Consider the following 25,194-nt stretch of genomic DNA (forward strand, 5'->3'; position numbering starts at 1 on the left):
CAGGAAGGCAGCCCTTCAGGGCCTTTTTGCTTTCGGCGACATGCCTTGGGAAGTAGGCGAACCAAAGTGGGGATACGGAGGGCGTTCATTTGCACCCATTTACCAATACCGCTTGCCATCAGGAGTTCCAGCAGCATGTCGATCAATGTCGAAGACTACTATTCAGCCGAAACCTTCAAGAAAATGAAGACGTTCGCTGACAAGCAAGAAACTCCGTTCGTGGTCATTGATACCGCCATCATCAGCAAAGCCTACGACGACCTGCGTGCGGGCTTCGAGTTTGCCAAGGTCTATTACGCTGTCAAAGCCAACCCGGCCGTCGAAGTCATCAATCTGCTCAAGGACAAGGGTTCCAGTTTCGACATCGCGTCGATCTACGAGCTGGACAAGGTCATGAGCTGTGGCGTTGGTCCGGAGCGCATCAGCTACGGCAACACCATCAAGAAATCCAAGGACATTCGCTATTTCTACGAGAAGGGCGTGCGTCTGTTTGCCACCGACTCGGAAGCGGATCTGCGCAACATTGCCAAGGCTGCGCCGGGTGCGAAAGTCTACGTGCGTATTCTGACCGAAGGCTCGACCACCGCCGACTGGCCGCTGTCGCGCAAGTTCGGCTGCCAGACCGACATGGCCATGGACCTGCTGATTCTTGCCCGTGATCTGGGTCTGGTGCCTTACGGCATCTCGTTCCACGTCGGCTCGCAGCAGCGCGACATCAGCGTCTGGGATGCTGCCATCGCCAAGGTCAAAGTGATCTTCGAGCGTCTGAAAGAAGAAGACGGCATCGTTCTCAAGCTGATCAACATGGGCGGCGGCTTCCCGGCCAACTACATCACCCGCACCAACAGCCTGGAAACCTACGCTGAAGAGATCATCCGCTTCCTGAAGGAAGACTTCGGCGATGACCTGCCGGAAATCATTCTCGAGCCAGGCCGTTCGCTGATCTCCAACGCCGGTATTCTGGTCAGCGAAGTGGTACTGGTCGCCCGTAAGTCGCGTACTGCGGTCGAGCGTTGGGTATACACCGACGTGGGCAAGTTCTCCGGTCTGATCGAAACCATGGACGAAGCCATCAAGTTTCCGATCTGGACCGAGAAGAAAGGCGAAATGGAAGAAGTGGTCATTGCAGGCCCGACCTGCGACAGCGCCGACATCATGTACGAGAACTACAAGTACGGTCTGCCACTCAACCTGGCCATCGGTGACCGTATGTACTGGTTGTCGACCGGTGCCTACACCACCAGCTACAGCGCAGTGGAATTCAACGGCTTTCCGCCATTGAAGTCGTTCTATCTGTAAGCGTTGTCCTGATATGAAAACCCGCGAGTGATCGCGGGTTTTTTTTGCGTTTCATCCGGGGTTCAGACAGTCAGATCCTGTCCAGTGTCGAACGCTTCTGAAAGACGCTGAATTTCCCGCACGTTGAATTGATAGCTGTTTGGCTGCCGTTTAACGGCAGCTGCATAAACGCAGGTTGCAAGGGCGTACAGGCCGTTACCCTTGCAACGTGGGCTTCGGTGGCGTCAGCGAATGCGGTTCAAGTAGCCGATCAACTGTTGGCCCGAGTTGATCAGGCGCATGCTGCGTTGCTTGCTATCGGATGCGCTTGTGGTGTTGACGACCAGAAAGCTGTCCAGAGTGTTTTTGATTTTCTGGTATTGCTCGACATAAGCGGCGCGCTGTTCGTCAAAAGCGTTGAAGCATTCAATCAGCTCAATGCGCTGTGCGAGCGCCATTTTTTCCTTGTCCATGCCTGCCAGTTGCTGGGACAGGGCATTGATGCGCTCGCGAAAACCATCACGGCGTTTGATCATCGCGATGAGGTTGATTCCCGCCTCACCCTTTTCCAGGGTCGCCTTCATTTGCTCGAGCGCCAGCATGATCACTGCGAGTTCAGGGGGCTGCATTCCCAGGCTGAGCACCTTGTCTGCAGTGATCAACGTGTCCTTGGCAATACTCGTCGCGCCCTTGCTTTCCAGGGCGTCAATAGCGGTGCTCAGCACTTGACGCTCTTCGTTCAACTTCGCCAGGGTGGTGTGTAAAACGTCGAGTCTGGTGCCTGCGTTTGCCATGTCACCTTGCAGACTCTGCCCAAACTCAGCGGTCTGCTGTCGATCAATACCTTGTGTCATGCCACTCAGAGCACTGGCCAGTTGCTGGGCTATGGCAGTGGCGTTGTTCACGAGGCGCTGACACTGAACGTTGATATCTTCTAGCTCCTCGGCATCGATGGGAGTGGCGGAGGGTTGAGCGTACTGCCTCAGCAGGGCGGTCTTCGACTCGATATCGATGATCAGCCGTTCAGCGTGTTCTCCGAGGTACTGTTGTTCAGTGACAGCCAGGATGTTCAGGCGTGTGAGCTTTTCATAAAGGTTGGGCAGGTAGTGGGTCTTGGCAAACAGAAGGTCTGCCGTTACCAGACTGTTACGCATGAGGTGAAGACTGCGAGTCATGATGTCGCGGTCGGGTACTTGACCAGTGAGGGCTGTGTCATTGGGCGTGAACGTATTTTTCATTGTCGAGTTATCCATAAATCCGTTTATATTCTTCATCCGCTTCCTTAAACACATTAAGCAAGGCGTCCGAGTCGACTTCGATGGTCTTCCAGGGGTGAACGACTTGTCTGAAGTGATTCATAAACTGCCGTAAGGACAAGGCGTCGTTTATCTCAGGCGCCGATACCGCAGACGCTTCAATAAACAAAAACAGCTTGTTCCATACGGTAATCAGGTTTTTAGTCGCCACGTCGGCATCGACCACAATCGTTGCCAGATTCTGCAAGTTAAACTTTACCCTGCTCAATGAGCCCAGAATAGTGTTCTTGTCTTGCAAGGTGTCTATGTCGGCGGTTTGTTGCGCCATTAATTCATTGCGTGCGGCCCTGACATTTTCAGCTTCTACGCCGAAATAAATGCCCAATGCCAAGCCCACAATGTTCAAGCTACTGACCGAATTCAACGATTGTTGCACCACCGCCTTGTATTCCTTGTTCTTTTCATCAATGTCCTTTGCGCGCTGTTCGATATCCAGGCTCAGCTTCGCCACGTCGGCCGGCAGTGAACTGTTGTCGATGGCAACCATTTTGCGCTGTATCTCGGGCCCGACATGCAGCGACAGGTCCAGGCCAAACTGATCCAGTTCCTTCTTGATGGTTTGGGCATCGGCCAGATTGGCTGCAATCAAGTCCAGTATGTCGGTGAGGTGGGAGCCGATTTCCTGGGTGATCTCCTTATCGTTTTCATCCAGCTCGATGCCCGGGAAGTCCTTGCCCAGTTCAAGACTCAAGCGTGTTACATCCTCCAGTGTCTTGATCTGATGATGGTCAACGATTTTCCCGGCCCTGACGTCGCCGTTGATCTCCTCCATGCTCTGGCCGTACACCAGCATCTTGCCTGCGAAGACCTTCAGTTTGCTGCCGATGCCCAGAAGGTCGGTGCGCAGAGGACTCCAGCGACGCGCATGCCGGTGGATAAGGTTGAAACTTTTCAGGAAGTCTTCAGGTTCAAGCCCTGCACCGGCGCCTTTTGAATAGCCGAGATAAACAATGACGTCCTCCAGCTCAACGGGCAGGGCGAGGCCCGCCAATTCATATTTCTTGAGGTTGATAATCTGCTCTTTGGTCAGAATCAAACCGGGTGCACGGGTGACGTGCTTATCATTGGCAGACGACATCGTACTGAACAGTTCGGCCGTTTTTATCGCCTCATCTGCCTTGAGGTCTGCGGATAAAGGTAACGCCTGCATGACGTTGTAAAACATTGGGTTCATGGGTATGTCCTTATTTCCACTGGGAGAACAGATGTTGATCTCCTCAACACGTTAATGTTCTCGTGTTGAAAAAGGTTAGTGTTTTAAGGGTGAGGGCGTCAAAGCATAAACATGGATTAAAGATGTAAGATAACTGACTCTTTACAGTCAGTCTGCCGTGGGCGAACGCCATTTTTAACAGAGGTGGTACATGTATAAATTCAACGCTTTTAATAAATAGGTTTTGTTCCCGTCAGCAGCGCGAATGAACAGGAAAACCCGCGCTGCCTCAATTTAAAGATGAGAATGTGTCGCGGTTGGAGCATACTGCGCGCCGCAGCCTGTAGAGGGGAGAGCGTCGGCGTTGAAGAAAGTCTTGTTCCAACTGCACTGGTTCTTCGGGATCACGGCAGGTCTGGTACTGACCCTCATGGGGATTACCGGCGCGCTGTATTCGTTCGAAGACGAAATTCTTGATGTTCTGAACCCAGACGTTCTGCTCGTGCAGGAGCGTACGGCTACCTTGCCACCGATTGAGCTTGTTCACAGGCTGGAGGCAGCGACCGGGCTGACCGTCGCTATTCTGCGTGTCGATACGCTGGGCAATCGTGCCGCTCAGGTGTATTTCACCCCGGAGCCGGGCGAACGGCGCGGTCCCAAACGCAATTTCGATCCCTATACAGGCGAGCTGAAAGGCGACGCGATGGGTGAGGGCTTTTTCGACTTTGTCCTGCAACTGCATCGTTATCTGGCTGCCGGTGAGGTGGGTAAGCAGATCACTGCAGCCTGCACGCTGGTTCTGGTGTTCTTCTGCCTGTCCGGGCTCTACCTGCGTTGGCCTCGCAACGCGCTGAACTGGCGTGTCTGGCTGACGATGGACTGGGCTAAAAAGGGCCGCAGTTTCAACTGGGACCTGCATTCGGTGTTTGGTACCTGGTGCCTGTTGTTCTACCTGCTGTTCGCGATCACGGGCCTTAACTGGTCTTATGACTGGGTGAGCAATGGTCTGAACAGGCTGCTGGGAGATTCGCTGCCTGTACAGCGCAAAGCCCCTGTGACCCCTTCCAGCCAATCCGCGCCGTTGCTGGTTGATTATGCTGCCATCTGGGACAGTGTGCAGAAAACCGCCGGGCCTGAACTACGTGCTTATAACTTGCGTTTGCCTGCTTCTGGCGGCCAACCGGCCACGGTGTTCTACCTGCTCAAGGACTCACCTCATCCACGGGCCTTGAACAGCATCACGCTTGACCCGGCCAACGGTCAGGTCAGCTCGGTTTCACGCTATGCAGAGCGCAGTTTCGGCGCGCAATTGCTGGCCAGCAACTATGCGCTGCACGTTGGTAGCTATTTCGGCCTCTTCGGTCGGCTCATCATGACGGCTGCATCGTTGATGATGCCGCTGTTCTTTATCACGGGCTGGTTGTTGTACCTGGATCGACGTCGCAAGCAGCGCGCTGTCAGAAGTGCGCGCGGCGAGGTTCAGAGTGAAGGAGCAGATGATGCTTCCTGGCTGATAGGTTTCGCCAGCCAGAGCGGTTTTGCCGAGCAGTTGGCCTGGCAGGCTGCTGGCCAGTTGCAGGCTTCAGGAGTGTCTGTGCGCGTGAAGCGGCTGGGCGATTTGACCGAAGAGGATTTCAGTCAGAGTCGTAAGGCGCTGTTCGTCGTCAGCACCTTTGGTGAGGGCGAGGCGCCCGATAGCGCGCGAGGTTTCGAGCGTAAGTTGCTGGGCCGTCCGTTGGAACTGAAGCAGCTCGAATACGCCGTTCTGGCCCTGGGCGATCGTCAATACCCGCATTTCTGCGGTTTTGCCCATCGTTTGCATGGCTGGTTGGCTGAGCGTGGCGGGCGCACGCTGTTCCCGCCTGTTGAAGTGGACAGCGCTGATCCAGCAGCCCTGCAACACTGGCAGCAGCAGCTGGGACAATTGACTGGCTCCGTGCCTTCAACGCACTGGCAGGCACCGGTGTTCGAGAACTGGACGCTGGCGCGGCGCGAGCATTTGAACCCGGGCAGCAGTGGTTCGAAGGTTTACCTGCTGGACCTGACAGCGTCGACGTCAGCGAGCTGGCAGGCGGGGGATCTGGTCGAGGTGATGCCGCGCAATGCGGCGCAGGTCATTGAACCCTTTCTCGCCGGGCTGGGTGTCGATCCTGCCACGCCGGTAACCGTGGATGGCTTGCAGGAGCCGCTCAGTCAGGCGCTGGCAACCCGCCAACTGCCGCACAATCGTGCGCATCTGGTGGGCCTGCACGCGCAGGCGCTGATCGACGCGCTGGCGCCGGTATCTGCTCGTGAATATTCGATCGCTTCGATTCCGGAAGACGGACGTCTGCAACTCATCGTGCGTCAGGAAGTTCATCCTGACGGCAGTCTGGGGCTGGGCTCCGGCTGGCTGACCACCCATGCCGACCTCGACGGCGCGATCAGTCTGCGTTTGCGCCGCAACAGCAGTTTTCATTTGCCTGTCGATTCCGTCCCGCTGATCCTGCTGGGCAATGGTACGGGGCTGGCCGGTTTGCGCAGTCTGCTCAAGTCTCGCATCGCTCAAGGGCAGATGCGCAACTGGCTGCTATTCGGCGAACGTAACCGCGCCCACGATTTTCATTGTGGTAACGAACTGGAGGACTGGCTGGAGGCTGGTCATCTGAATCGACTGGATCTTGCCTTCTCACGTGACCAGGCTGAGAAAATCTACGTGCAGGATCGCTTGCGTGATGCGGCTGATGAACTGCGAAAATGGCTGGACGACGGTGCCGCGATCTATATTTGTGGCAGCCTGCTCGGTATGGCGGCGGGGGTGGATCAGGTGTTGAAGGATGTGCTGGGAGAGCAGAGAGTCAGTGAGCTGATCGAGCAAGGACGTTATCGGCGGGATGTGTATTGATCGGCGTGCCGATACGAAAGTCTTTGAGAAAGATTGGACGCGGAGCGTCCAGAACTGCGTGCCCACGCTGGAGCGTGGGCACGATAGTCTTCTAGCTTCTAGCTTCTAGCTTCTAGCTTCTAGCTTCTAGCTTCTAGCTTCTAGCTTCAGCCTATGCCGCTACAAATTGCTCGGCATAGTGGCAGGCCACCTGGCGGTTATCCACCAGGCGCAGTTCCGGTACGTCTGTTGCGCAACGTTCGGTCGCGTAAGGGCAGCGCTTGTGGAAAGCGCAGCCGCTTGGCGGGTTGAGCGGGTTGGGCAGCTCGCCGACGATCTTGATCTTCGGTTTGAGCGGGTCCGGGTGGATGGTCGGGGTCGCTGACAACAGTGCCTGAGTGTAAGGGTGCAGCGGACGGTTATAGATCTCTTCCTTGGGACCCATTTCCGCTGGCCGCCCCAGGTACATCACCAAGACCGTATCGGCGACATGACGCACCACCGAAAGGTTGTGGGAGATGAACACGTAGGCGGTATTGAATTCCTGCTGCAAATCCATGAACAGGTTCAGCACCTGTGCCTGAATCGACACGTCCAGCGCCGAAGTCGGTTCGTCCGCGACCAGCACTTTGGGCTGTAGCATCATCGCCCGGGCCAGCGCGATACGCTGACGCTGACCGCCGGAAAACATATGCGGGTAGCGCTGATAGTGCTCGGGGCGCAAACCGACCTGAGCCATCATCGCCTGCACTTTTTCCCGACGTTCTGCTGCCGACAGTTTGGTGTTGATCAACAGCGGCTCGCCGAGCTGGTCACCGACTTTCTGGCGTGGGTTGAGCGACGCGTAAGGGCTCTGGAATACCATCTGTACGTCTTTGCGCAACTGCTTGCGCTCGGACTTGCTGGCACCGGTCACTTCCTGGCCAGCGATTTTCAGCGAACCCGATGAAGGTTCTTCAATCAGTGTCAGCGCGCGGGCCAGCGTCGACTTGCCACAGCCGGACTCGCCGACCACAGCCAGGGTCTTGCCGGCTTCCAGTTCGAAGGACACACCGTTAAGCGCGCGCACCAGCGCTGTGCCTTTGAACAGGCCTCGGGAGACTTCGTAGTGACGGGTAAGGTCGCGGGCGGTAAGTACGACGCTCATTACGCCACCTCCTGATTCAAGGGATAGAAGCAGCGCGCCAGGCTATGGGCCTTGGGGTCCAGGCCAGGACGTTCGGTCCGGCAGTTGTCGCGCACATACGGGCAGCGCGGTGAAAGCAGGCAACCCTGTGGCCGGTCATAGCGACCCGGAACCATGCCCGGCAGCGTGGCGAGGCGTTCGGCGCCCATGCTGTGCTCGGGAATAGCAGCCAGCAAGGCTTCGCTGTACGGGTGGGCAGGGACCTCGAACAGACCGGGCACCTGACCGACTTCCACGGCCTGACCGGCATACATCACACAGACGCGCTGTGCGGTTTCAGCCACTACCGCCAGGTCGTGAGTGATCAGCACCAGCGCCATGTCCTGCTCTTTTTGCAGGCTCAGCAACAGCTCCATGATCTGCGCCTGAATGGTCACGTCCAGCGCGGTGGTCGGTTCGTCGGCGATCAGCAGCTTGGGTTCGCCGGCGATGGCCATGGCAATTGCTACACGCTGACTCATGCCGCCCGACAGTTGATGCGGGTAGGCATTCAGGCGCGCAGCCGCGCCAGGGATTTCGACCTTTTCCAGCAGTTCCAGCGCGCGCTGGCGTGCCGCCTTGCCCGACATGTTCAGGTGCTGGCGCAGCACTTCCTCGATCTGGAAGCCCACGGTGTAACTGGGGTTCAGCGCGGTCATCGGGTCCTGGAAAACCATCGCCAGGTCTTTGCCGATGATGCGACGACGCTGCCGTGCGTTCAGCTTGAGTAGGTCCTTGCCGTCGAAGTTGAGCGCGTCGGCGGTGATGATGCCGGGTGAATCGATCAGCCCCATCAGCGCCATCATGGTCACGGATTTACCGGACCCCGATTCGCCAACAATGGCCAATACTTCGCCTTTTTCGACGCTCAGGGACAGGCCGTCCACAACAGGTACGGCTTTGGCGTCGCCGAAGCGGACGTTGAGATTCTTGATTTCAAGAAGTGACATGCGAATCTCCTCAGGCGGCGTTCTTGAGTTTCGGGTCCAGCGCATCGCGCAGACCGTCGCCCATCAGGTTGATTGCCAGCACGCTGAGCAAAATGGTCAGACCGGGCAGGCTGACGACCCACCAGGCACGTTCGATGTAGTCGCGCGCCGAGGCGAGCATGGTGCCCCACTCAGGCGTCGGTGGCTGTACGCCAAGGCCCAGAAAGCCCAGCGCTGCGGCGTCGAGAATGGCCGAGGAAAAACTCAGCGTTGCCTGAACGATCAGCGGTGCCATGCAGTTGGGCAGCACGGTGATGAACATCAGGCGTGGCAGGGTGGCACCGGCCAGACGCGCAGCCGTCACGTAGTCACGGTTCAGCTCGCCCATTACCGCTGCGCGGGTCAGACGTACGTAGGACGGCAGCGACACGATGGCGATGGCGATCACGGTGTTGATCAGGCCAGGGCCGAGAATTGCCACGATGGCTACAGCCAGCAGCAGCGATGGCAGGGCCAGCATGATGTCCATCAGGCGCATGACCGAAGGGCCCAGCACGCGCGGGAAGAAGCCCGCCAGCAAGCCCAGCAGGATGCCCGGGATCAGCGACATGACCACCGATGCCAGACCGATCAGCAGCGACAGGCGCGAACCCTGGATCAGACGCGACAGCAGATCGCGGCCCAGTTCGTCGGTGCCGAGGATGAATTGCCATTGACCGCCTTCAAGCCACACCGGAGGTGTCAGCAGGAAGTCACGGTATTGCTCGCTCGGGTCATGTGGCGCAACCCACGGGGCGAACAGGGCGCAGAACACGATCAGAATCATGAACAGCAGGCCGGCAACCGCGCCTTTGTTTTTCGAGAACGCTTGCCAGAATTCTTTGTACGGGGATGGGTAAAGCAGGCTTTGATCGACTGCTACCGCAGGAGTAGGGGTGCTCATATCGATGATCTCAGCGCTGATGACGGATGCGTGGGTTGGCAAAGCCGTAGAGGATATCCACCACGAAGTTGACCAGGATCACCAGACAGGCGATCAGCAGAATGCCGTTTTGCACGACCGGATAATCCCGGGCACCGATGGCTTCGATCAGCCACTTGCCGATACCGGGCCACGAGAAGATCGTTTCGGTCAGTACCGCACCGGCCAGCAATGTGCCGATTTGCAGGCCGAATACGGTCAGCACTGGAATCAGCGCATTGCGCAGGCCGTGAACGAATACCACGCGCGCTGGCGACAGGCCTTTGGCCCGTGCAGTACGCACGTAGTCTTCACGCAGTACTTCGAGCATCGAAGAGCGGGTCATCCGGGCGATTACCGCCAGCGGGATGGTGCCCAGCACGATGGCCGGAAGAATCAGGTGATGCAAAGCATCGAGAAACGCGCCTTGTTCGTCACTGAGCAAGGTGTCGATCAGCATGAAGCCGGTGACCGGCGGAATGTCGTACAGCAGGTCGATCCGCCCGGATACCGGCGTCCAGCCCAGTGATACCGAGAAGAACATGATAAGGATCAGGCCCCACCAGAAGATCGGCATGGAGTAGCCCGCCAGGGAAATCCCCATGACCCCATGGTCGAACAGGGACCCTCGCTTGAGTGCGGCGATGACCCCGGCCAGCAAGCCGAGAATACCCGCAAAAATCAGTGCCGCCAGCGACAACTCCAGGGTTGCCGGGAACAGCGAGGTGAATTCGCTCCAGACACTGGTGCGCGTACGCAGCGATTCACCGAGGTCGCCGTGGGCGAGCTTGCCGATGTAATCGATGTACTGGGCATACAGTGGCTTATTCAGACCAAGACGTTCCATGGCCTGAGCGTGCATTTCCGGATCGACCCGGCGCTCACCCATCATGACTTCGACCGGGTCGCCCGGAATCAGGCGAATCAAGGCGAAGGTCAATAAGGTGATGCCGAAGAAAGTGGGTATCAGCAACCCCACTCGGCGGGCGATAAAACTAAACATCTTGGTGTGTACCTCATCAGCCGGTTAGGCGTGCTCCGGCGAGTCTCGGGTTATGAGCTCGCCGGATTATTTTTCTACTTCACCTGGGTAGTGGCGAAGTTGTTGGTTGTGAGCGGGCTGATTTGGTAGCCCTCCACATTTTTACGCATGGCCGTGAACATTCTGGTGTGAGCCATACTGATCCACGGCTGGTCCTTGTTGAATATTGCCTGAGCTTGCTCATAGAGCGTCGCACGCTCCTGCGGGTTCACTGTTTCGCGGGCCTTGTCGATCAGCGTCTGGAATTCGGCATTGCACCAGCGTGCATAGTTCTCGCCGTTTTTCGCCGCTTCACAACTAAGCATCGGGGTCAGGAAGTTGTCCGGGTCACCATTGTCGCCTGCCCAGCCGGCAGACACCATGTCATGCTCGCCATTCTTGGCGCGTTTGAGCATTTCGCCCCATTCCATGACGCGAATGTCGATCTTGATGCCGATCTTTGCCAGGTCGGACTGCATCATTTGCGCGCCGAGCATCGGGTTAGGGTTGGTCGGGCCACCGCCGTTGCGGGTGAACAGGGTAAACGTGGTGCCTTCCGGCACGCCTGCTTCCTTCAGCAAGGCGCGTGCCTTGTCGAGGTCGACCGGCGGATTCTTCAGGCTGTTGTTGTAACCCAGCAGGGTCGGCGGATACGGGTTGACTGCTACCAGCGCATTACCCTTGCCGAACACCGCGTTGACATAAGCGTTCTTGTCGAACGTCATGTCAATGGCTTTGCGTACCCGCACATCGCTCAAATATTTGTGCGTGGTATTGATCGCAATATAGCCGGTGGTCATGGCCTCCATTTCATCGATTTTCAGATTCGGGTCTTTCTTGATGCTCGGCACGTCGTCCGGCTTTGGGTACAGCGCGATCTGACATTCGTTGGCCTTGAGTTTCTGCAGGCGCACGTTGTTGTCGGTGGCGATGGCCAGAATCAGTGCTTCGGCAGGCGGCTTGCCGCGGAAGTAATCCGGGTTGGCCTTGAAGCGTACCTGCGCATCCTTGGCATAGCGCTGGAAGATGAACGGGCCGGTGCCGATTGGCTTGCTGTTTAGATCGTTGGTCTTGTCGGCTTTCAACAACTGGTCGGCATATTCCGCCGGGTAGATAGAGGCGAACGCCATGGCCAGGTCGGCCAGGAATGGCGCTTCGCGACGGGTCAGGGTGAACTTGACGGTGTAGTCGTCAGTTTTCTCGACGCTTTTCAGCAGCTCTTTGAAGCCCATGCTTTCAAAGTAGGGGAAGCCGACGCTCGACTTGTCATGCCACGGGTGTTTCGGGTCCAGCTGACGCTGAAAACTCCAGAGCACATCGTCGGCATTCATGTCGCGGGTCGGTTTGAAGTAGTCGGTGGTGTGGAACTTGACGCCTTTGCGCAGGTGGAAAGTGTAGGTCAGACCGTCTTCGCTGATGTCCCAGGATTCAGCCAGCGCTGGAATAACTTCCGTGGTGCCGGGTTTGAAATCTGCCAGGCGATTGAATACGGTTTCAGCCACGGCGTCGGCCGTCACGGCTGTTGTGTATTGCACCATGTCGAAGCCTTCGGGGCTGGCTTCGGTGCAGACCACCAGGGGTTTTGCCGAAACACTGACGGCGACGCTGAGCAGGGCCAGGGCGATCGAGTTGCGTAGCGATAACAGTTTCATTGTGAACCCTCCATAGAGTTGACGCCGATGGTGATGTTCTGGCGCAAGGCTGTTGCCTTGCACCAGAACGGTTTTCAGCGAATCAAAGAATGTTGAACGGAACGGTGGTCACCAGACGGAATTCGTTGATGTTGCCATCAGCCTGATTCTCGCTGGCGCGGTGAGTGGTGTACGTGGCGCGGATGGCAGTGGCCTTGAGCGGGCCGGACTGCACGGAGTACGACGTACCGATACCGTATTCGTAGTGAGTCTCGCCGTCCATTGCCAGTACGTCGGTGTAACCGGTACCTCTGTAGTGCGTACCGTCGATGTCCCAGCCACGTGCCTGGTAGATGTTGAATTTCAAACCCGGCACGCCATATTCGGCCATGTTCAGTACGTAAGCGACCTGCAGGGACTTCTCGTTCGGGCCGTTGAAGTCCGAGAGCAGGGAGTTGGCCAGGAAGATTGCGTTGGTGTCGTGGGCGTAGTCGAAATACTCGTTACCGTTAACTTCCTGGTACGCAACGCTGATGCTGTGCGCGTTATGCGTACCGGTGAAGGACAGGCTGTAGGTATCGTTGTCGATTGCGCCCAGCTTGCTCTGACCAGCATCCTTGGTTTTGTAGTAGTTCAGGTTGGTGCTCAACGCGAAGGTCTTGCTATCGCCCAGTTCGTGGGTGAAGGCGAAGTAGTACTGGTGCCAGAAGTCTTCCAGGTTGGACGCGTAGAAGCTGGCAGTCAGGCTGTCGGTCGGCTTGTAGTCAGCGCCGAACATGTCCAGGCGGTCGGCGGTCTTGCTGCGATCACCGTACTCGGAGCGGAACTTGTCCAGACTCTGCTCCATACGTGGCGATACGCGGTCGAAGCTACCGGCTTGAAACGACAGGTTGTTGAGCTCGTCGCTCTGTACGGCGAAACCCTGGAAGCTGGAAGGCAGTGCGCGGTTGCCAATGAAGGCGATGACCGGGGTGTTCACCGATTGGCGACCCATGGTCAGGACGGTGTTGGAAACCCGCGCCTTGACGTTGCCCAGGCCCATTTTGCTCCACTGACCGACTGCATCGCCGTCACGGTGGGCCAGGGTCCGGTTGGAACTGCCTGCAAAGTCATCGGTGTCACGGTCCAGCGCAATGGCGTTGTACAGTGCCAGCTCGGTGGCGAAACCTACAACGCCCTGCGTGTAGCCAGAGGTGTAGTTGACGATGGTGCCCTGCTGCCAGTTAATACGACGCGAGGTCTGCTCAGCGATGCCGTTGTCGTTGTAGCGGAAAACCTCGCCACGACGCTTTAGTTCGTTGGCGTACCAGTTGCGGGTCGTGCCGGTCAGGTGTTGATCTTCGATAAAGCCATTGGCGTCGGCCTGTGCATTCTTCGAACTCAGCTCGGTCGGTATGAACGTCTGGCTCGCTGGTTCTGCCTGAACCAATGCGCCGAACGACGAGAGAGATAAGGCCAATAACGCAGTACTTGTTGTTTTCACGATGTGCAGCTCCCTTTATCACTTTTTTATATGCCAGTTCTTAAGCCTGGCTTTTGGTGGTGCAGGGCTTTGGGCCCTGCGTTGTTATCGGTATAAACGCGCAAGTGCTGGCTCTCGCCGTGACACAAGACGGCGAGGGCATGCGTGGTTGCTGATCAGTCGGCGATGCTGACGCCTGAAAAGTTGTTGCGACCAAACGGGCTGACGTGGAAGTCCCTGACCTCGGCGCGCAACGGCTGATTGACAGTCGAGTGGGCAATCGGGGTGATCGGCACCTGTTCCTTGAGGTAGCGTTGCGCCTGTTTGTACAGGTCGGTGCGCTGCTCGCGGTCGGTGACAGCGACGGCGGCCTTGACCAGCTGGTCGTATTTTTCGTCGCACCACATCGAGTAGTTGTTACCGCCAATGGCGGCGCAGCTGTACAGCGTGCCCAGCCAGTTGTCCGGGTCACCGTTGTCGCCGGTCCAGCCGATCAGCGAGATATCGTGCTCGCCATTCTTGGTGCGCTTGAGGTATTCACCCCATTCGTAACTGACGATCCGGACTTTGATGCCGACCTTGGCCCAGTCGGCCTGCAGCATCTCGGCCATCAGCTTGGCGTTGGGGTTGTAAGGACGCTGGACCGGCATGGCCCAGAGGGTCAGTTCGGTGCCTTCCTTGACGCCAGCCGCGCGCAGCAGGGTTTTGGCTTTTTCCGGGTCATAAGGCGCGTCCTTGATGCTGTCATCGTAGGACCACTGGGTTGGCGGCATGGCATTGACTGCCAGCTGTCCTGCGCCCTGATAAACCGCGTTGATGATTGCCTTCTTGTTGACGGCCATGTCCAGCGCCTGGCGCACTTCCAGCTTGCCGAGCGGCTCGTGGCGCACGTTGTAGGAGATGTAGCCGAGGTTGAAGCCTGGCTTCTCGATGATCTGCAGGCTTTTGTCTTCCTTGAGGCTGGCGAGGTCTGCCGGACGCGGGTTCACCGAGACCTGGCACTCGTTGGCCTTGAGCTTCTGCATGCGGGCAGAGGCGTCGGTCACGATGGCGAAAATCAACTGGTCGATCTTCACCCGGCTCGGATCCCAGAACTCCTTGTTGCCCTTGTAACGAACCTGCGAGTCTTTCTGATAGCGCTGGAACACGAAAGGCCCCGTGCCAATCGGTTGCTGGTTGATGTCGCGTACATCACCCTTGGCCATCAGTTGTTCGGCGTATTCGGCGGACAGGATCCCGGCGAAGTTCATCGCGATGTTCTGGATGAACGCTGCATCGACCGTATTGAGGGTGAACACCACGGTCAGCGGGTCGGTCTTGTCGATGGATTTGATCTTTTTGTTCAGGCCCATACTGGTGAAGTAGGGGAACTCGGTCGGGTAGGCTTTGCGAAACGGATGGTCGGGGTTGAGCATGCGGTTGAAGGTGAACAGCACGTCGTCGGCATTGAAATCACGGCTGGGCTTGAAGTTCTTGTTGCTGTGAAACTTCACGCCTTCGCGCAGATGAAACGTGTAGGTCAGACCGTCTTGCGAAACATCCCATGAAGTAGCCAGCCCCGGAACCACGCTGGTATCGCCCTGCTTGAACTCGGTCAGACGGTTGTAGATCGGCTCTGATGCATCGTTATCCGTGGATGAGGTGTATTGAGCACCGTCGAAGCCAGCCGGACTTGCTTCGGAGCAGAACACCAGATTGCTTGCCGCCTGGGCAAACGGGGCAAGTGCAAACAGCCCCAGGCACGACGTCATCGCAAGAGTTTTACGCATGATGATCCCTATCCTTCAAAGGACGAGCCGAGGCTCGAATGTCTAACTGGCCCGAAGGCGCTGACCCGAAAAAGATTTCCGAACAACCTGTCCGCACACATTGGGTTACAACGGCCACGAAGCGGCTGGCTTCCTGCCAGTTGCCGCGACCTCAGGACGGTAATTCGCCAAAGACGCGCGGTATATAGGCTCGCAGGCAGCAAAGTGCGTAGGAAATATCTTAGTGATAGTCGAAGAGTGCCAGTATCGACACTTTTTCAACCAACTGCTCGGGGCTCATGTTCAGGTAGAACGGCAGGCTGCGCCGGTTGGGCGGCGCAGCCTGCCGCCGTTTTTATTTCCCGGTTACGCTCACGCCGTAGAAGGAATTCAAGCCAAACGGGCTGATCTTGAAGTCCTGTACGCTAGTGCGCATGGGCTGGTAGACAGTCGAGTGCGCAATAGGCGTCATCGGCACTGCGTCTTTCAGGAGGTGTTGCGCCTGTTTGTACAGCTCGGTGCGCTTGGCCTGATCGGACGTTTCCTTGGCCTGATGGATCAGCGTGTCGAACGGCTTGTCACACCATTTGGCAAAGTTGTTGCCGTTCAGGGCGTCACAGCCGAACAGGGTGCCGAGCCAGTTGTCCGGGTCACCGTTGTCGCCGCTCCAGCCAATCAGCATGGCGCCGTTCTCGCCATTCTTGGCGCGCTTGATGTACTCGCCCCATTCATAGCTGACGATCTTGGCGTTGATACCGATCTTCTTCCAGTCGTTCTGGAGCATTTCGGCCATCAGTTTGGCGTTGGGGTTGTAAGGACGCTGAACCGGCATCGCCCACAGGGTGATTTCGGTGCCTTCCTTGATGCCCGCTTCCTTGAGCAGCTCGCGAGCTTTCTCGGGATCGTACTTGGCATCCTTGATGGTGGTGTCATAGGACCACTGGGTCGGCGGCATGGCGTTGACCGCCAATTGACCTGCACCCTGGTAAACCGAGTCGATGATCTGCTGCTTGTTGACCGCCATGTCCAGCGCTTGGCGCACTTTCAACTGAGCCAGGGGATTTGGATGGTCCTCGCCCTTGATCTCAGGCATCACGTTGTAGGCGATGTAACCCAGGTTGAAGCCAGCCTGATCAGGCATCTTCAGGTTTTTGTCGGCCTTGAGTGGCTCAAGGTCGGCAGGACGTGGGTAAGCGGTGATCTGGCATTCGTTTTTCTTGAGCTTCTGCATGCGCACCGAGGCGTCGGTGGTGATGGCGAAGATCAGGTTGTCGACCTTGACGTCTTCAGGCTTCCAATAGTCCTTGTTGCCGGTGTAACGAATATTGGAGTCTTTCTGGTAGCTCTTGAACACAAACGGACCGGTGCCGATAGGCTGCTGGTTGATCAGCTCCGGCTTGCCTTCCTTGAGCAGCTTGGCGGCGTACTCTGCGGACTGGATGGACGCGAAGCTCATGGCCATGTTCTGGATGAACGCAGCGTCGACTTTGCCAAGAGTGAACTTGACGGTGTGGTCGTCGACTTTTTCGATCTTGGTGATGTTGGTGTCCATACCCATATCAGTGAAGTACGGGAATTCGGTCGGATACGCTTTGCGGTAAGGCATGTCCTTGTCGATCATGCGATTGAACGTGAACAGCACGTCATCGGCATTGAATTCACGGGTCGGCTTGAAGTAGGGCGTGGTATGGAACTTGACGCCTTCGCGAAGGTGGAAGGTGTACGTCAGGCCATCATCAGAGATGTCCCACTTGGTTGCCAGACCGGGCACCACGGCGGTGCCGCCGCGTTCAAACTGGCTCAGGCGGTTGAAAATGGTCTCTGCTGCGGCGTCGAAGTCAGTACCGGTGGTGTATTGACCCGGATCGAATCCGGCAGGGCTGCCCTCGGAGCAGAACACCAGATTCGAAGCTGCGTGAGCGAAAGGAGCACTGGCGAGCAGGCTGGCGCCGACCAGAAACGGAATGACCGCGTGTTTGAGCATGGTTGCCTCAGTTGTTGTCATTTTGATTAGAGGGAACGACCTCGTGAGCCGATCCATCCGATACTTATGCAGGGGCCATACCCAAAGCAAGACAGTGACGCCAAAGAAGCGACAAAGAGTGGCACGATCGTACAGGAATGTCGCGAAAGTGTAATTTTCGACCCTGTTGATCGTTTGCGTGTCGTTTTTTGAAACGTTTCACGCACCGTTAAGGCGCAACCGGGTGAGAAAAATGCACCCGGTTGGAGCCATGTTGTTACTTCACTGTTCCCAGGCTGACACCATAGAAGGGTGTCAGACCGAATGGGCTGATCTTGAAGTCCTGCACTTCCTGGCGCATCGGCTGAAACACCTTCGAGTTGGCAATAGGTGTGATCGGTACCTGCTGCTTGAGAATGTGCTGGGCCTGCTGATAGAGCTTGATGCGCTCGTCGCGGTTACTGGTCAGCTTGGCCTGCTGCACCAGCTTGTCGTAGGCCGGGTCGCACCACTTGGCGTAGTTGCTGCCTTTGACGGCTGCACAGCTGTACAGCACACCTAGCCAGTTGTCAGGGTCGCCGTTGTCACCCGTCCAGCCGTAGATCATCGCGTCATGCTCGCCTGCCTTGGCGCGCTTGATGTATTCGCCCCACTCGTAGCTGACGATGTTGGCCTTGATGCCGATCTTTTCCCAGTCGGACTGAATCATCTGTGCAGACATGCGCGCATTGGGGTTCGAGGCGCGCTGTACGGTCATGGCCCACAGGTCGATTTTCGTGCCCGGTGCCACGCCTGCTTCCTTGAGCAGTTGCTTTGCCTTGGTCAGATCGTGAGGGGCATCCTTGATCGTCGGGTCATAGCTCCACTGACCCGGCGGCAAGGCGTTTTCGGCCAGTTGACCGGCACTCTGGTAAACCGCTTTGATAATCGCCGGTTTATCGATAGCCATGTCCAGCGCCTGGCGCACCTTGAGCTGATCAAGCGGCGCATGGGTGACGTTGTAGGCGAGGAACCCCAGGTTGAAGCCCGGCTGGCTGAGGACCTTGAGTTTCGGGTCCTTTTTCATTTCTTCGATGTCCTGCGGACGCGGATAGCCGCTGACCTGACATTCGCCAGCCTTGAGCTTCTGCATGCGCACTGCGGCATCGCTGCTGATCGAGAAGATCAGATTGTCGATCTTCACGTCCTCGGGCTTCCAGTACTCGGTGTTGCCCGCGTAACGGATCTGCGAGTCTTTCTGGTAGCGTTTGAAGACGAACGGGCCAGTGCCGATCGGCTTCTGGTTCAAGTCCTCGGCCTTGCCTTCCTTGAGCAACTGGTCGGCGTATTCGGCAGACTGGATGGACGCGAAGCTCATGGCCAGGTTCTGCACGAACGCAGCGTCAATGTTGTTCAGGGTGAACTTGACGGTCAGCGGGTCGACTTTCTCGACGCTCTTGATCGTTGTGTTCAGGCCCATGTCAGTGAAGTAGGGAGACTCGGACGGGTAGGCCTTGCGGAACGGATGGTTGGCGTCGAGCAGGCGGTTGAACGTGAACAGCACGTCGTCCGCGTTGAATGCGCGAGTAGGAGTGAAATAGTCCGTGGTGTGGAACTTCACGCCGTCGCGCAGATGAAACGTGTAGGTCAGGCCATCCGGCGAGACGTCCCAGCGAGTAGCCAGGCCTGGCTCCACTTCCGTGCCGCCACGCTTGAATTGGGTCAGGCGGTTGAAGACGGTTTCGGCCGAGGCATCGAAGTCGGTGCCGCTGGTGTACTGACTGGGGTCGAAACCGGCTGGGCTGGCTTCCGAGCAATACACCAGTGTGCTGGCCGCCTGGGCCAGAGGTGCGCAGGCCAGCAGGGCGGAGGTCAGCAGCAGCGGTTTGAAGAGTTTGTGTCCCATGGATCCCTCGCGTAGTGCTGCGTTCTCAATATCGGACGCAGAGCGTCGGTAACTGCATTCCCACGCAGAGCATGGGAGCGATAGTTGTGCTGATTGAGCTCCGGTTTCCGGGCTCGGAATAAATGATGACCGTTTCTCAGGGGATCGCGACTTCAATCACGCCATCGGCTGCAACGCTGACCTGGCTGGTGCCCGCTTCGACATCGGGTGTTGGCGCTGAGTCTTCCCGCGAGGATTTTGCCATCATCATCACCGGTGCGCGCAGATACGGCTGCGGGTAGCCCGAGGTGTTCAGGTTCAGGTTAACCAGCTTGTAACCCGTGCCGCCCAAGGCTTCTGTGACCAGTTGCGCTCGGGCCTTGAACGCAGTCACGGCGTCCTTGAGCAGGGCGTCTTCGCTGGCCTTGCGGGTCGATGGCGAGATCGAGAAGTCCATGCCGCCCATTTTCAGATCCGTCAGCAGCTCGCCGGTCAGCTTCGAAAGTACCGCAAAGTCTGCACTTTCCAGACGCAGCTCGGCGCGTTCACGCCAGCCGGTGATCTTCTGCCCTTTGTCGTCGTAAACCGGATAGCTGTTGCGGCTGCCCTGACGGATCTTCACATCCTTGACCTGCCGCGCCTGGCCCAGAGCCTTGTTCAGGGTTTCAGTGATCTGAGCTGCCAGTTTGGCCGGGTCGCTGTCCTGTGCTTCGGTATAAAGGGTAACCAGCATCAGGTCGCGCTGGACTTCCTGGTTGACCTCGGCGCGCAAGGAAATCTGGTTGTAGCGGGCTTCTTCAGCCAGGGCCGGCAGGCTGGACAGGGCGGCGGCCAGCGCGACGAGCGTGGCAGCAGGGCGAAGATTGAACATGAGAGCTCCTTGTTATCAAACGGCCTGCGACACGTGTCGCTCGGCGCAAAGTGTTCTGACTGTAGCGCTTTGGCCCGGTTCCTGCGATGCCGGACTGCTCTGGTGTGCGGTGCGTTGACGCACTTTTCCAGTTTTACCTCTCGCTTGGTTATACTCGCTGTGATCCGCCTGGAGCACTCATCAGGAGAGCTCATGCTCGCCCCCGTTCAAATGCTTTCAGCCACACGTCAAAACCTGTGGCGCCTGACATTCATCCGTATTCTGGTGCTGGCCGCGCAAGCCGGCTCGGTAGGTATGGCCTGGCTGTTCGACTTTCTGCCACTGCCGTGGCTGCAACTGTCGATCACCCTGGGCTGCTCGCTGGTGCTGTGCGGGCTGACAGTCATTCGTCTGCGCACCTCGCTGCCGCTCACCGAGCTCGAATATGCGCTGCAACTGGCGCTGGACCTGCTGATTCACAGCGCGCTGCTGTATTACTCGGGCGGCTCGGCCAACCCGTTCGTGTCTTATTATCTGGTGCCGCTGACCATTGCCGCCGCCACGCTGCCATGGCGTTACTCGCTGATTCTGTCCGGCTTTGCGCTGAGCATGTACACCTTGCTGATGGTGCGTTCCTACCCGCTGGAAACCGACTCCATTGCCCGGGAAAACATGCAGGTCTACGGCATGTGGCTGAGTTTTGCGCTGGCGGCTTCCGTCATTACCTTTTTCGCGGCAAAGATGGCCGAAGAGCTGCGTCGCCAGGAGCAGTTGCGCGCAGAGCGCCGGGAGGAGGGCTTGCGCGATCAACAGCTGCTTGCCGTCGCGACCCAGGCCGCAGGCGCGGCCCATGAACTGGGCACTCCACTGGCGACCATGAGCGTGCTGCTCAAGGAAATGCGCCAGGACCACGGTGACCCTGCTTTGCAGGACGACCTGTCGGTGTTGCAGGAGCAGGTCAAGCAGTGCAAACAGACCCTTCAGCAACTGGTGCGTGCCGCCGAAGCCAACCGGCGCATGGCCGTTGAGCAGCAGCCTGCCACCCGCTGGCTGGACGAATCCCTCAACCGTTGGCATTTGATGCGCCCGGAAGTGAGCTACCGCTTTTACCAGCTGGGCAAGGGCGAGGTGCCGATGCTGGCCCCGCCACCGGACCTTACCCAGGCGCTGCTCAACCTGCTCAACAACGCGGCCGACGCCTGCCCCGATGGCCTTGAAGTCAACCTGGACTGGGACAGCACAGAAGTCTGTATCAGTATTCGCGACCACGGCGCAGGTGTGCCGCTGGCGATTGCCGAACAGATCGGCAAGCCGTTCTTTACTACCAAGGGCAAAGGTTTCGGCCTGGGTCTGTTTCTGAGCAAGGCCAGCGTCACCCGTGCGGGTGGCTCGGTAAAGCTCTACAGTCATGAAGAAGGCGGTACGCTCACCGAGCTGCGCCTGCCCCGAGATACGCGAGGAGAAGAAGCATGAGTGACGAAGACATCCAGGTCGAAGGCGAAGAGCTGCCGCACCTGTTGCTGGTCGATGACGACGCGACGTTCACCCGTGTAATGGCGAGGGCCATGAGCCGTCGTGGTTTTCGCGTGAGCACCGCAGGTTCAGCCGAGGAAGGCCTGGCGCTGGCGCAGCAGGACATTCCTGAATACGCCGCGCTGGACCTGAAAATGGATGGCGATTCAGGTTTGGTGCTGCTGCCCAAGCTGCTGGAAATGGACCCGGACATGCGTGTGGTGATCCTCACCGGTTATTCGAGCATTGCCACGGCGGTCGAAGCCATCAAGCGCGGCGCGTGCAATTACCTGTGCAAACCGGCTGATGCCGATGATGTGCTGGCGGCTCTGCTGTCCGAACACGCCAACCTCGACACGCTGGTCCCCGAGAATCCGATGTCGGTGGATCGCTTGCAGTGGGAGCACATCCAGCGCGTGCTGACCGAGCACGAGGGCAATATTTCCGCCACAGCCCGGGCGCTGGGCATGCACCGCCGGACCTTGCAACGCAAGTTGCAGAAGCGCCCCGTGCGGCGTTAATGAAGGTTTTTTCATAGTGGTCGTGTAGGCGTTTTTTTGCTTCATTGTGATCAGGCATCGTACTTTCAAAGAGAGCGAGCCTGACCTACATGAATCGCAATGCTGAATATTCTGCCGTCAACGACACTGTGAAAGGGGCGTTTCTACGCCGCGTCTGGAAGCTGATAACGCCGTATTGGCGCAGTGAGGAAAAGGTCACCGCCTGGCTGTTGCTGGTTTCGGTGATTGCGCTGTCGCTGTTCAGCGTACAAGTGTCGGTCTTCTTCAACAGCTGGTATCGGGATTTTTACAACGCGCTGCAGAATAAGGACCTGGCTGCCTTCACCCACCTGATCCTGTACTTCAGCGGTATCGCCGCGATCGCCATTCTGGCAGCGGTCTATCGTCTGTACCTGACCCAGTTGCTGACCATTCGCTGGCGTCGCTGGCTGACTGAACAGCACTTCGCCCGCTGGCTAGCAGACAAGAACTACTACCACCTGGAGCAGGGCGGATATACCGACAACCCCGACCAGCGTCTGTCCGAAGACCTCAACGAGTTCACCACCAGCACCCTCAGTCTGGGGCTTGGCTTGATGAGTGCGGTCGTCAGTCTTGTCTCGTTCTCGGTTATTCTCTGGGGCGTGTCGGGCAGCATCGAACTGTTCGGGGTCACCATACCCGGCTATATGTTCTGGGCGGCCCTGCTTTATGCGCTTATCGGCAGCCTGTTGACGCACTGGATCGGCAAGCGGCTGATCCCGTTGAACAACCAACAGGAGCGCTTTGAGGCGGACCTGCGTTTTGCTCTGGTGCGTGTACGGGAAAACGCCGAAAGTATTGCCTTGTCCGAGGGCGAGCGTAATGAAAACCAGCGCCTCAGCGGGCGCTTCATGATGATCTGGAATAACTTCCGGGCATCCATGAAAGTCCAGAAGCGACTGACGTTCTTCACATCGGGTTATTCGCAGATTGCCCTGATCTTTCCTTTCATCGTGGCTGCGCCGCGGTATTTTTCGGGCAAGATCGAGTTGGGTGATCTGATGCAGATCAATTCGGCATTCGGTAATGTGCAGGAGAACTTCAGTTGGTTCATCAGCGCCTACAGCACGCTGGCCTCATGGCGCGCCACCTGTGACCGCCTGCTGAGCTTCCGTCAGGCCATGACTGATCATGAAGCGCAGCAACCGGCCATTGAAAGGGTTCACGCTAACGACACACTGGACCTGCGTGGCCTGGAATTGAGCCTCGCAGGGGGGCGTCAACTGTTGAGCGATGCCAATCTGCATATCGGTCCGGGAGAGCGAGTGATGCTCAGTGGTCGCTCGGGCAGTGGCAAAAGCTCGTTGCTGAAGGCTTTCGGTGGTCTATGGCCGCACGGTTCGGGCCAGATTTGCGTGCCCACAGGGACGGCGCTGTTCCTGCCGCAGCGGCCTTATCTGCCCATCGGCACCTTGCGTGAGGCAATGAGTTATCCACAACCTGCGCAACGCTACCCGGCAGAACGCTTTGCAGAGGTGCTGAACCAGTGTCGTCTGGAGCACCTGATACCGCGACTGGACGAAAGCAATCACTGGCAACGCTTTCTGTCGCCCGGCGAGCAGCAGCGAGTGGCGTTTGCTCGCGCCTTGCTGGTCGCGCCAAGCTGGCTGTATATGGATGAGGCCACCTCGGCCATGGATGAGGATGACGAGGCTGCCATGCACCGCGCAATCATTGATGGCCTGCCCGGTCTGACGCTGGTCAGTATCGGACATCGCAGCAGCCTCAAACGCTTTCATGGTCGGCATGTGCGTATCGAGGGCGCAAAACTGCTCGAGCAACCGACACCAGCAGCGGTTTGAGGTTAGTGCTGTTGGGCGGGTGGCGCTTTTGAGGGTGTGATCATACAACCGCTGAGCTATGATTAGCCCATGTTTAGCAGTCCAGAGATCGATGTTGGATGGAAAATCAAAGCGCTCCGCCCCGCGCCCGTAGAAAACACCGCAGCCTCGCGCAGGAGTTGGTGACTGAGCTGTCCGAGCGAATTCGCAGCGGTCAGCTCAAGCGTGGCGACAAACTGCCTACCGAATCCGCAATCATGGAAGAGCAGGGCGTTAGCCGCACCGTGGTGCGCGAGGCGATTTCGCGCCTGCAAGCGTCCGGTCTGGTCGAGACCCGCCACGGCATCGGCACCTTCGTTCTCGATACGCCAAGCCCCAGTGGGTTCCGTATCGATCCGGCCACCATTGTCACTCTGCGTGATGTGCTGGCTATTCTCGAATTGCGTATCAGCCTGGAAGTCGAGTCGGCCGGGCTGGCAGCCCAGCGGCGCAGTGACGAGCAGTTGGCGGCGATGCGTTCGGCGCTGGACGCGCTCAATGAAAGTGCCGCACACGCCACGGATGCGGTGGCGTCTGACTTCCAGTTCCACCTGCAGATTGCGCTATCGACCGGCAATCGCTACTTCACGGACATCATGACCCACTTGGGCACCAGCATCATCCCGCGCACACGGTTGAACTCTGCGCGTCTGGCCCATGATGATCAGCAGCACTACATGGACCGCCTGAGCCGCGAGCACGAAGAAATTTTCGACGCCATCGCCCGTCAGGACTCCGATGCGGCCCGCGCCGCCATGCGCCTGCACCTGACCAACAGCCGTGAACGCCTGCGCCACGCCCACGAAGAAGCCGAGTCGCAGCGGGCCTGACGGTTAAAGAGGACGCAGAGCGTCCAGGACGGCATGCGACGCGGAGCGTCGCACGATAGGTTAGGTGGATTGAGGTTAAATAGTCAGGCCTATCGTTCCTCACGCTCCAGCGTGGGAATGCCTGTCGTGACGCTCTGCGTCACAAATCTAAGCGGCATCGCGTGAGCCAAAAACGGCCCCGGTCCTCTCCCTCTGAAAAAACCCGAAAATCCCTGTTGAGTGATTTTATTATCAGTTGTACGATGACTTACGACATCGGCACTGACCCGGTGATCTTCTAACAATT

At 57.8% G+C, this 25,194-nt stretch carries 18 protein-coding genes; 6 read left to right on the forward strand and 12 right to left on the reverse strand.

The features are described from left to right. Positions 1-135 precede the first annotated feature (135 nt). Positions 136-1,299: a type III PLP-dependent enzyme gene (locus tag RYC18_RS01425; protein WP_005745335.1), complete on the forward strand. Its 1,164-nt coding sequence runs from the start codon at positions 136-138 to the stop codon at positions 1,297-1,299. A 224-nt stretch (positions 1,300-1,523) separates the two neighbouring features. Here the strand turns inward: RYC18_RS01425 and RYC18_RS01430 are convergent, their stop codons facing one another. After that, the gene (locus RYC18_RS01430; protein WP_316882292.1) at positions 1,524-2,516 is read right to left on the reverse strand and encodes an alpha-xenorhabdolysin family binary toxin subunit B; all 993 of its coding nucleotides are present in this window, start codon (positions 2,514-2,516) and stop codon (positions 1,524-1,526) included. A 7-nt stretch (positions 2,517-2,523) separates the two neighbouring features. After that, positions 2,524-3,768, reverse strand: a complete 1,245-nt coding sequence (locus tag RYC18_RS01435) for an alpha-xenorhabdolysin family binary toxin subunit A (RefSeq protein ID WP_316882294.1) — start codon at positions 3,766-3,768, stop codon at positions 2,524-2,526. Between the two features lie 343 nt (positions 3,769-4,111). Here RYC18_RS01435 and RYC18_RS01440 point away from each other — a divergent pair, with 343 nt between their 5' ends. Next, a complete protein-coding gene (locus RYC18_RS01440) occupies positions 4,112-6,631 on the forward strand; it encodes a sulfite reductase flavoprotein subunit alpha (protein ID WP_316882296.1) in 2,520 nt (839 codons plus the stop codon). 151 nt (positions 6,632-6,782) lie between these two features. On the opposite strand, the gene RYC18_RS01445 is transcribed toward RYC18_RS01440, so the two are convergent. The 10 genes from RYC18_RS01445 to RYC18_RS01490 form a co-directional block, all read right to left on the reverse strand. Continuing rightward, the gene (locus RYC18_RS01445; protein WP_003379694.1) at positions 6,783-7,757 is read right to left on the reverse strand and encodes a peptide ABC transporter ATP-binding protein; all 975 of its coding nucleotides are present in this window, start codon (positions 7,755-7,757) and stop codon (positions 6,783-6,785) included. Next, positions 7,757-8,725, reverse strand: a complete 969-nt coding sequence (locus tag RYC18_RS01450; protein ID WP_002555195.1) for an ABC transporter ATP-binding protein — start codon at positions 8,723-8,725, stop codon at positions 7,757-7,759. The genes RYC18_RS01445 and RYC18_RS01450 overlap by 1 nt, the downstream gene beginning before the upstream one ends. A gap of 10 nt (positions 8,726-8,735) precedes the next feature. Continuing rightward, on the reverse strand, positions 8,736-9,647 hold the full coding sequence (locus RYC18_RS01455) for an ABC transporter permease subunit (RefSeq protein WP_002555194.1): 912 nt from the start codon (positions 9,645-9,647) through the stop codon (positions 8,736-8,738). 10 nt (positions 9,648-9,657) lie between these two features. Next, positions 9,658-10,668, reverse strand: coding sequence for an ABC transporter permease subunit (locus RYC18_RS01460; protein ID WP_002555193.1), 1,011 nt, complete (start codon positions 10,666-10,668; stop codon positions 9,658-9,660). Between the two features lie 74 nt (positions 10,669-10,742). Then, entirely contained in the window at positions 10,743-12,338 is a 1,596-nt protein-coding gene (locus RYC18_RS01465; RefSeq protein WP_005745330.1) for an ABC transporter substrate-binding protein, read from the reverse strand. An 82-nt stretch (positions 12,339-12,420) separates the two neighbouring features. Further along, positions 12,421-13,800 carry an OprD family porin gene (locus RYC18_RS01470; protein WP_316882327.1) on the reverse strand — a complete coding sequence of 460 codons (1,380 nt, stop codon included), beginning with the start codon at positions 13,798-13,800 and terminating at the stop codon, positions 12,421-12,423. Between the two features lie 155 nt (positions 13,801-13,955). After that, positions 13,956-15,548, reverse strand: coding sequence for an ABC transporter substrate-binding protein (locus RYC18_RS01475; RefSeq protein WP_316882329.1), 1,593 nt, complete (start codon positions 15,546-15,548; stop codon positions 13,956-13,958). A 334-nt stretch (positions 15,549-15,882) separates the two neighbouring features. Further along, complete coding sequence (locus RYC18_RS01480) at positions 15,883-17,511, reverse strand: ABC transporter substrate-binding protein (RefSeq protein WP_005780851.1); 1,629 nt, start codon at positions 17,509-17,511, stop codon at positions 15,883-15,885. A 256-nt stretch (positions 17,512-17,767) separates the two neighbouring features. After that, positions 17,768-19,375, reverse strand: coding sequence for an ABC transporter substrate-binding protein (locus RYC18_RS01485; RefSeq protein ID WP_316882334.1), 1,608 nt, complete (start codon positions 19,373-19,375; stop codon positions 17,768-17,770). A gap of 136 nt (positions 19,376-19,511) precedes the next feature. Further along, positions 19,512-20,225 (reverse strand): SIMPL domain-containing protein, encoded by a 714-nt coding sequence (locus RYC18_RS01490; RefSeq protein WP_005745322.1) that lies wholly within the window; start codon positions 20,223-20,225, stop codon positions 19,512-19,514. Positions 20,226-20,417: 192 nt separating this feature from the next. Here RYC18_RS01490 and RYC18_RS01495 point away from each other — a divergent pair, with 192 nt between their 5' ends. The 4 genes from RYC18_RS01495 (at position 20,418) to RYC18_RS01510 (ending at position 24,908) form a co-directional block, all read left to right on the forward strand. After that, the gene (locus RYC18_RS01495) at positions 20,418-21,677 is read left to right on the forward strand and encodes an ATP-binding protein (RefSeq protein WP_005745321.1); all 1,260 of its coding nucleotides are present in this window, start codon (positions 20,418-20,420) and stop codon (positions 21,675-21,677) included. Beyond that, positions 21,674-22,237: a response regulator transcription factor gene (locus RYC18_RS01500; protein WP_002555185.1), complete on the forward strand. Its 564-nt coding sequence runs from the start codon at positions 21,674-21,676 to the stop codon at positions 22,235-22,237. Before RYC18_RS01495 ends, RYC18_RS01500 begins: the two co-directional genes overlap by 4 nt. An 89-nt stretch (positions 22,238-22,326) precedes the next feature. After that, positions 22,327-24,060 carry an ABC transporter ATP-binding protein/permease gene (locus RYC18_RS01505; protein ID WP_005745320.1) on the forward strand — a complete coding sequence of 578 codons (1,734 nt, stop codon included), beginning with the start codon at positions 22,327-22,329 and terminating at the stop codon, positions 24,058-24,060. A 98-nt stretch (positions 24,061-24,158) separates the two neighbouring features. Further along, the gene (locus tag RYC18_RS01510; protein ID WP_002555183.1) at positions 24,159-24,908 is read left to right on the forward strand and encodes a FadR/GntR family transcriptional regulator; all 750 of its coding nucleotides are present in this window, start codon (positions 24,159-24,161) and stop codon (positions 24,906-24,908) included. The last annotated feature ends 286 nt before the right edge of the window (positions 24,909-25,194 follow it).

Source organism: Pseudomonas syringae group sp. 247E2, assembly GCF_032587795.1.
Lineage (GTDB): Bacteria > Pseudomonadota > Gammaproteobacteria > Pseudomonadales > Pseudomonadaceae > Aquipseudomonas > Aquipseudomonas amygdali.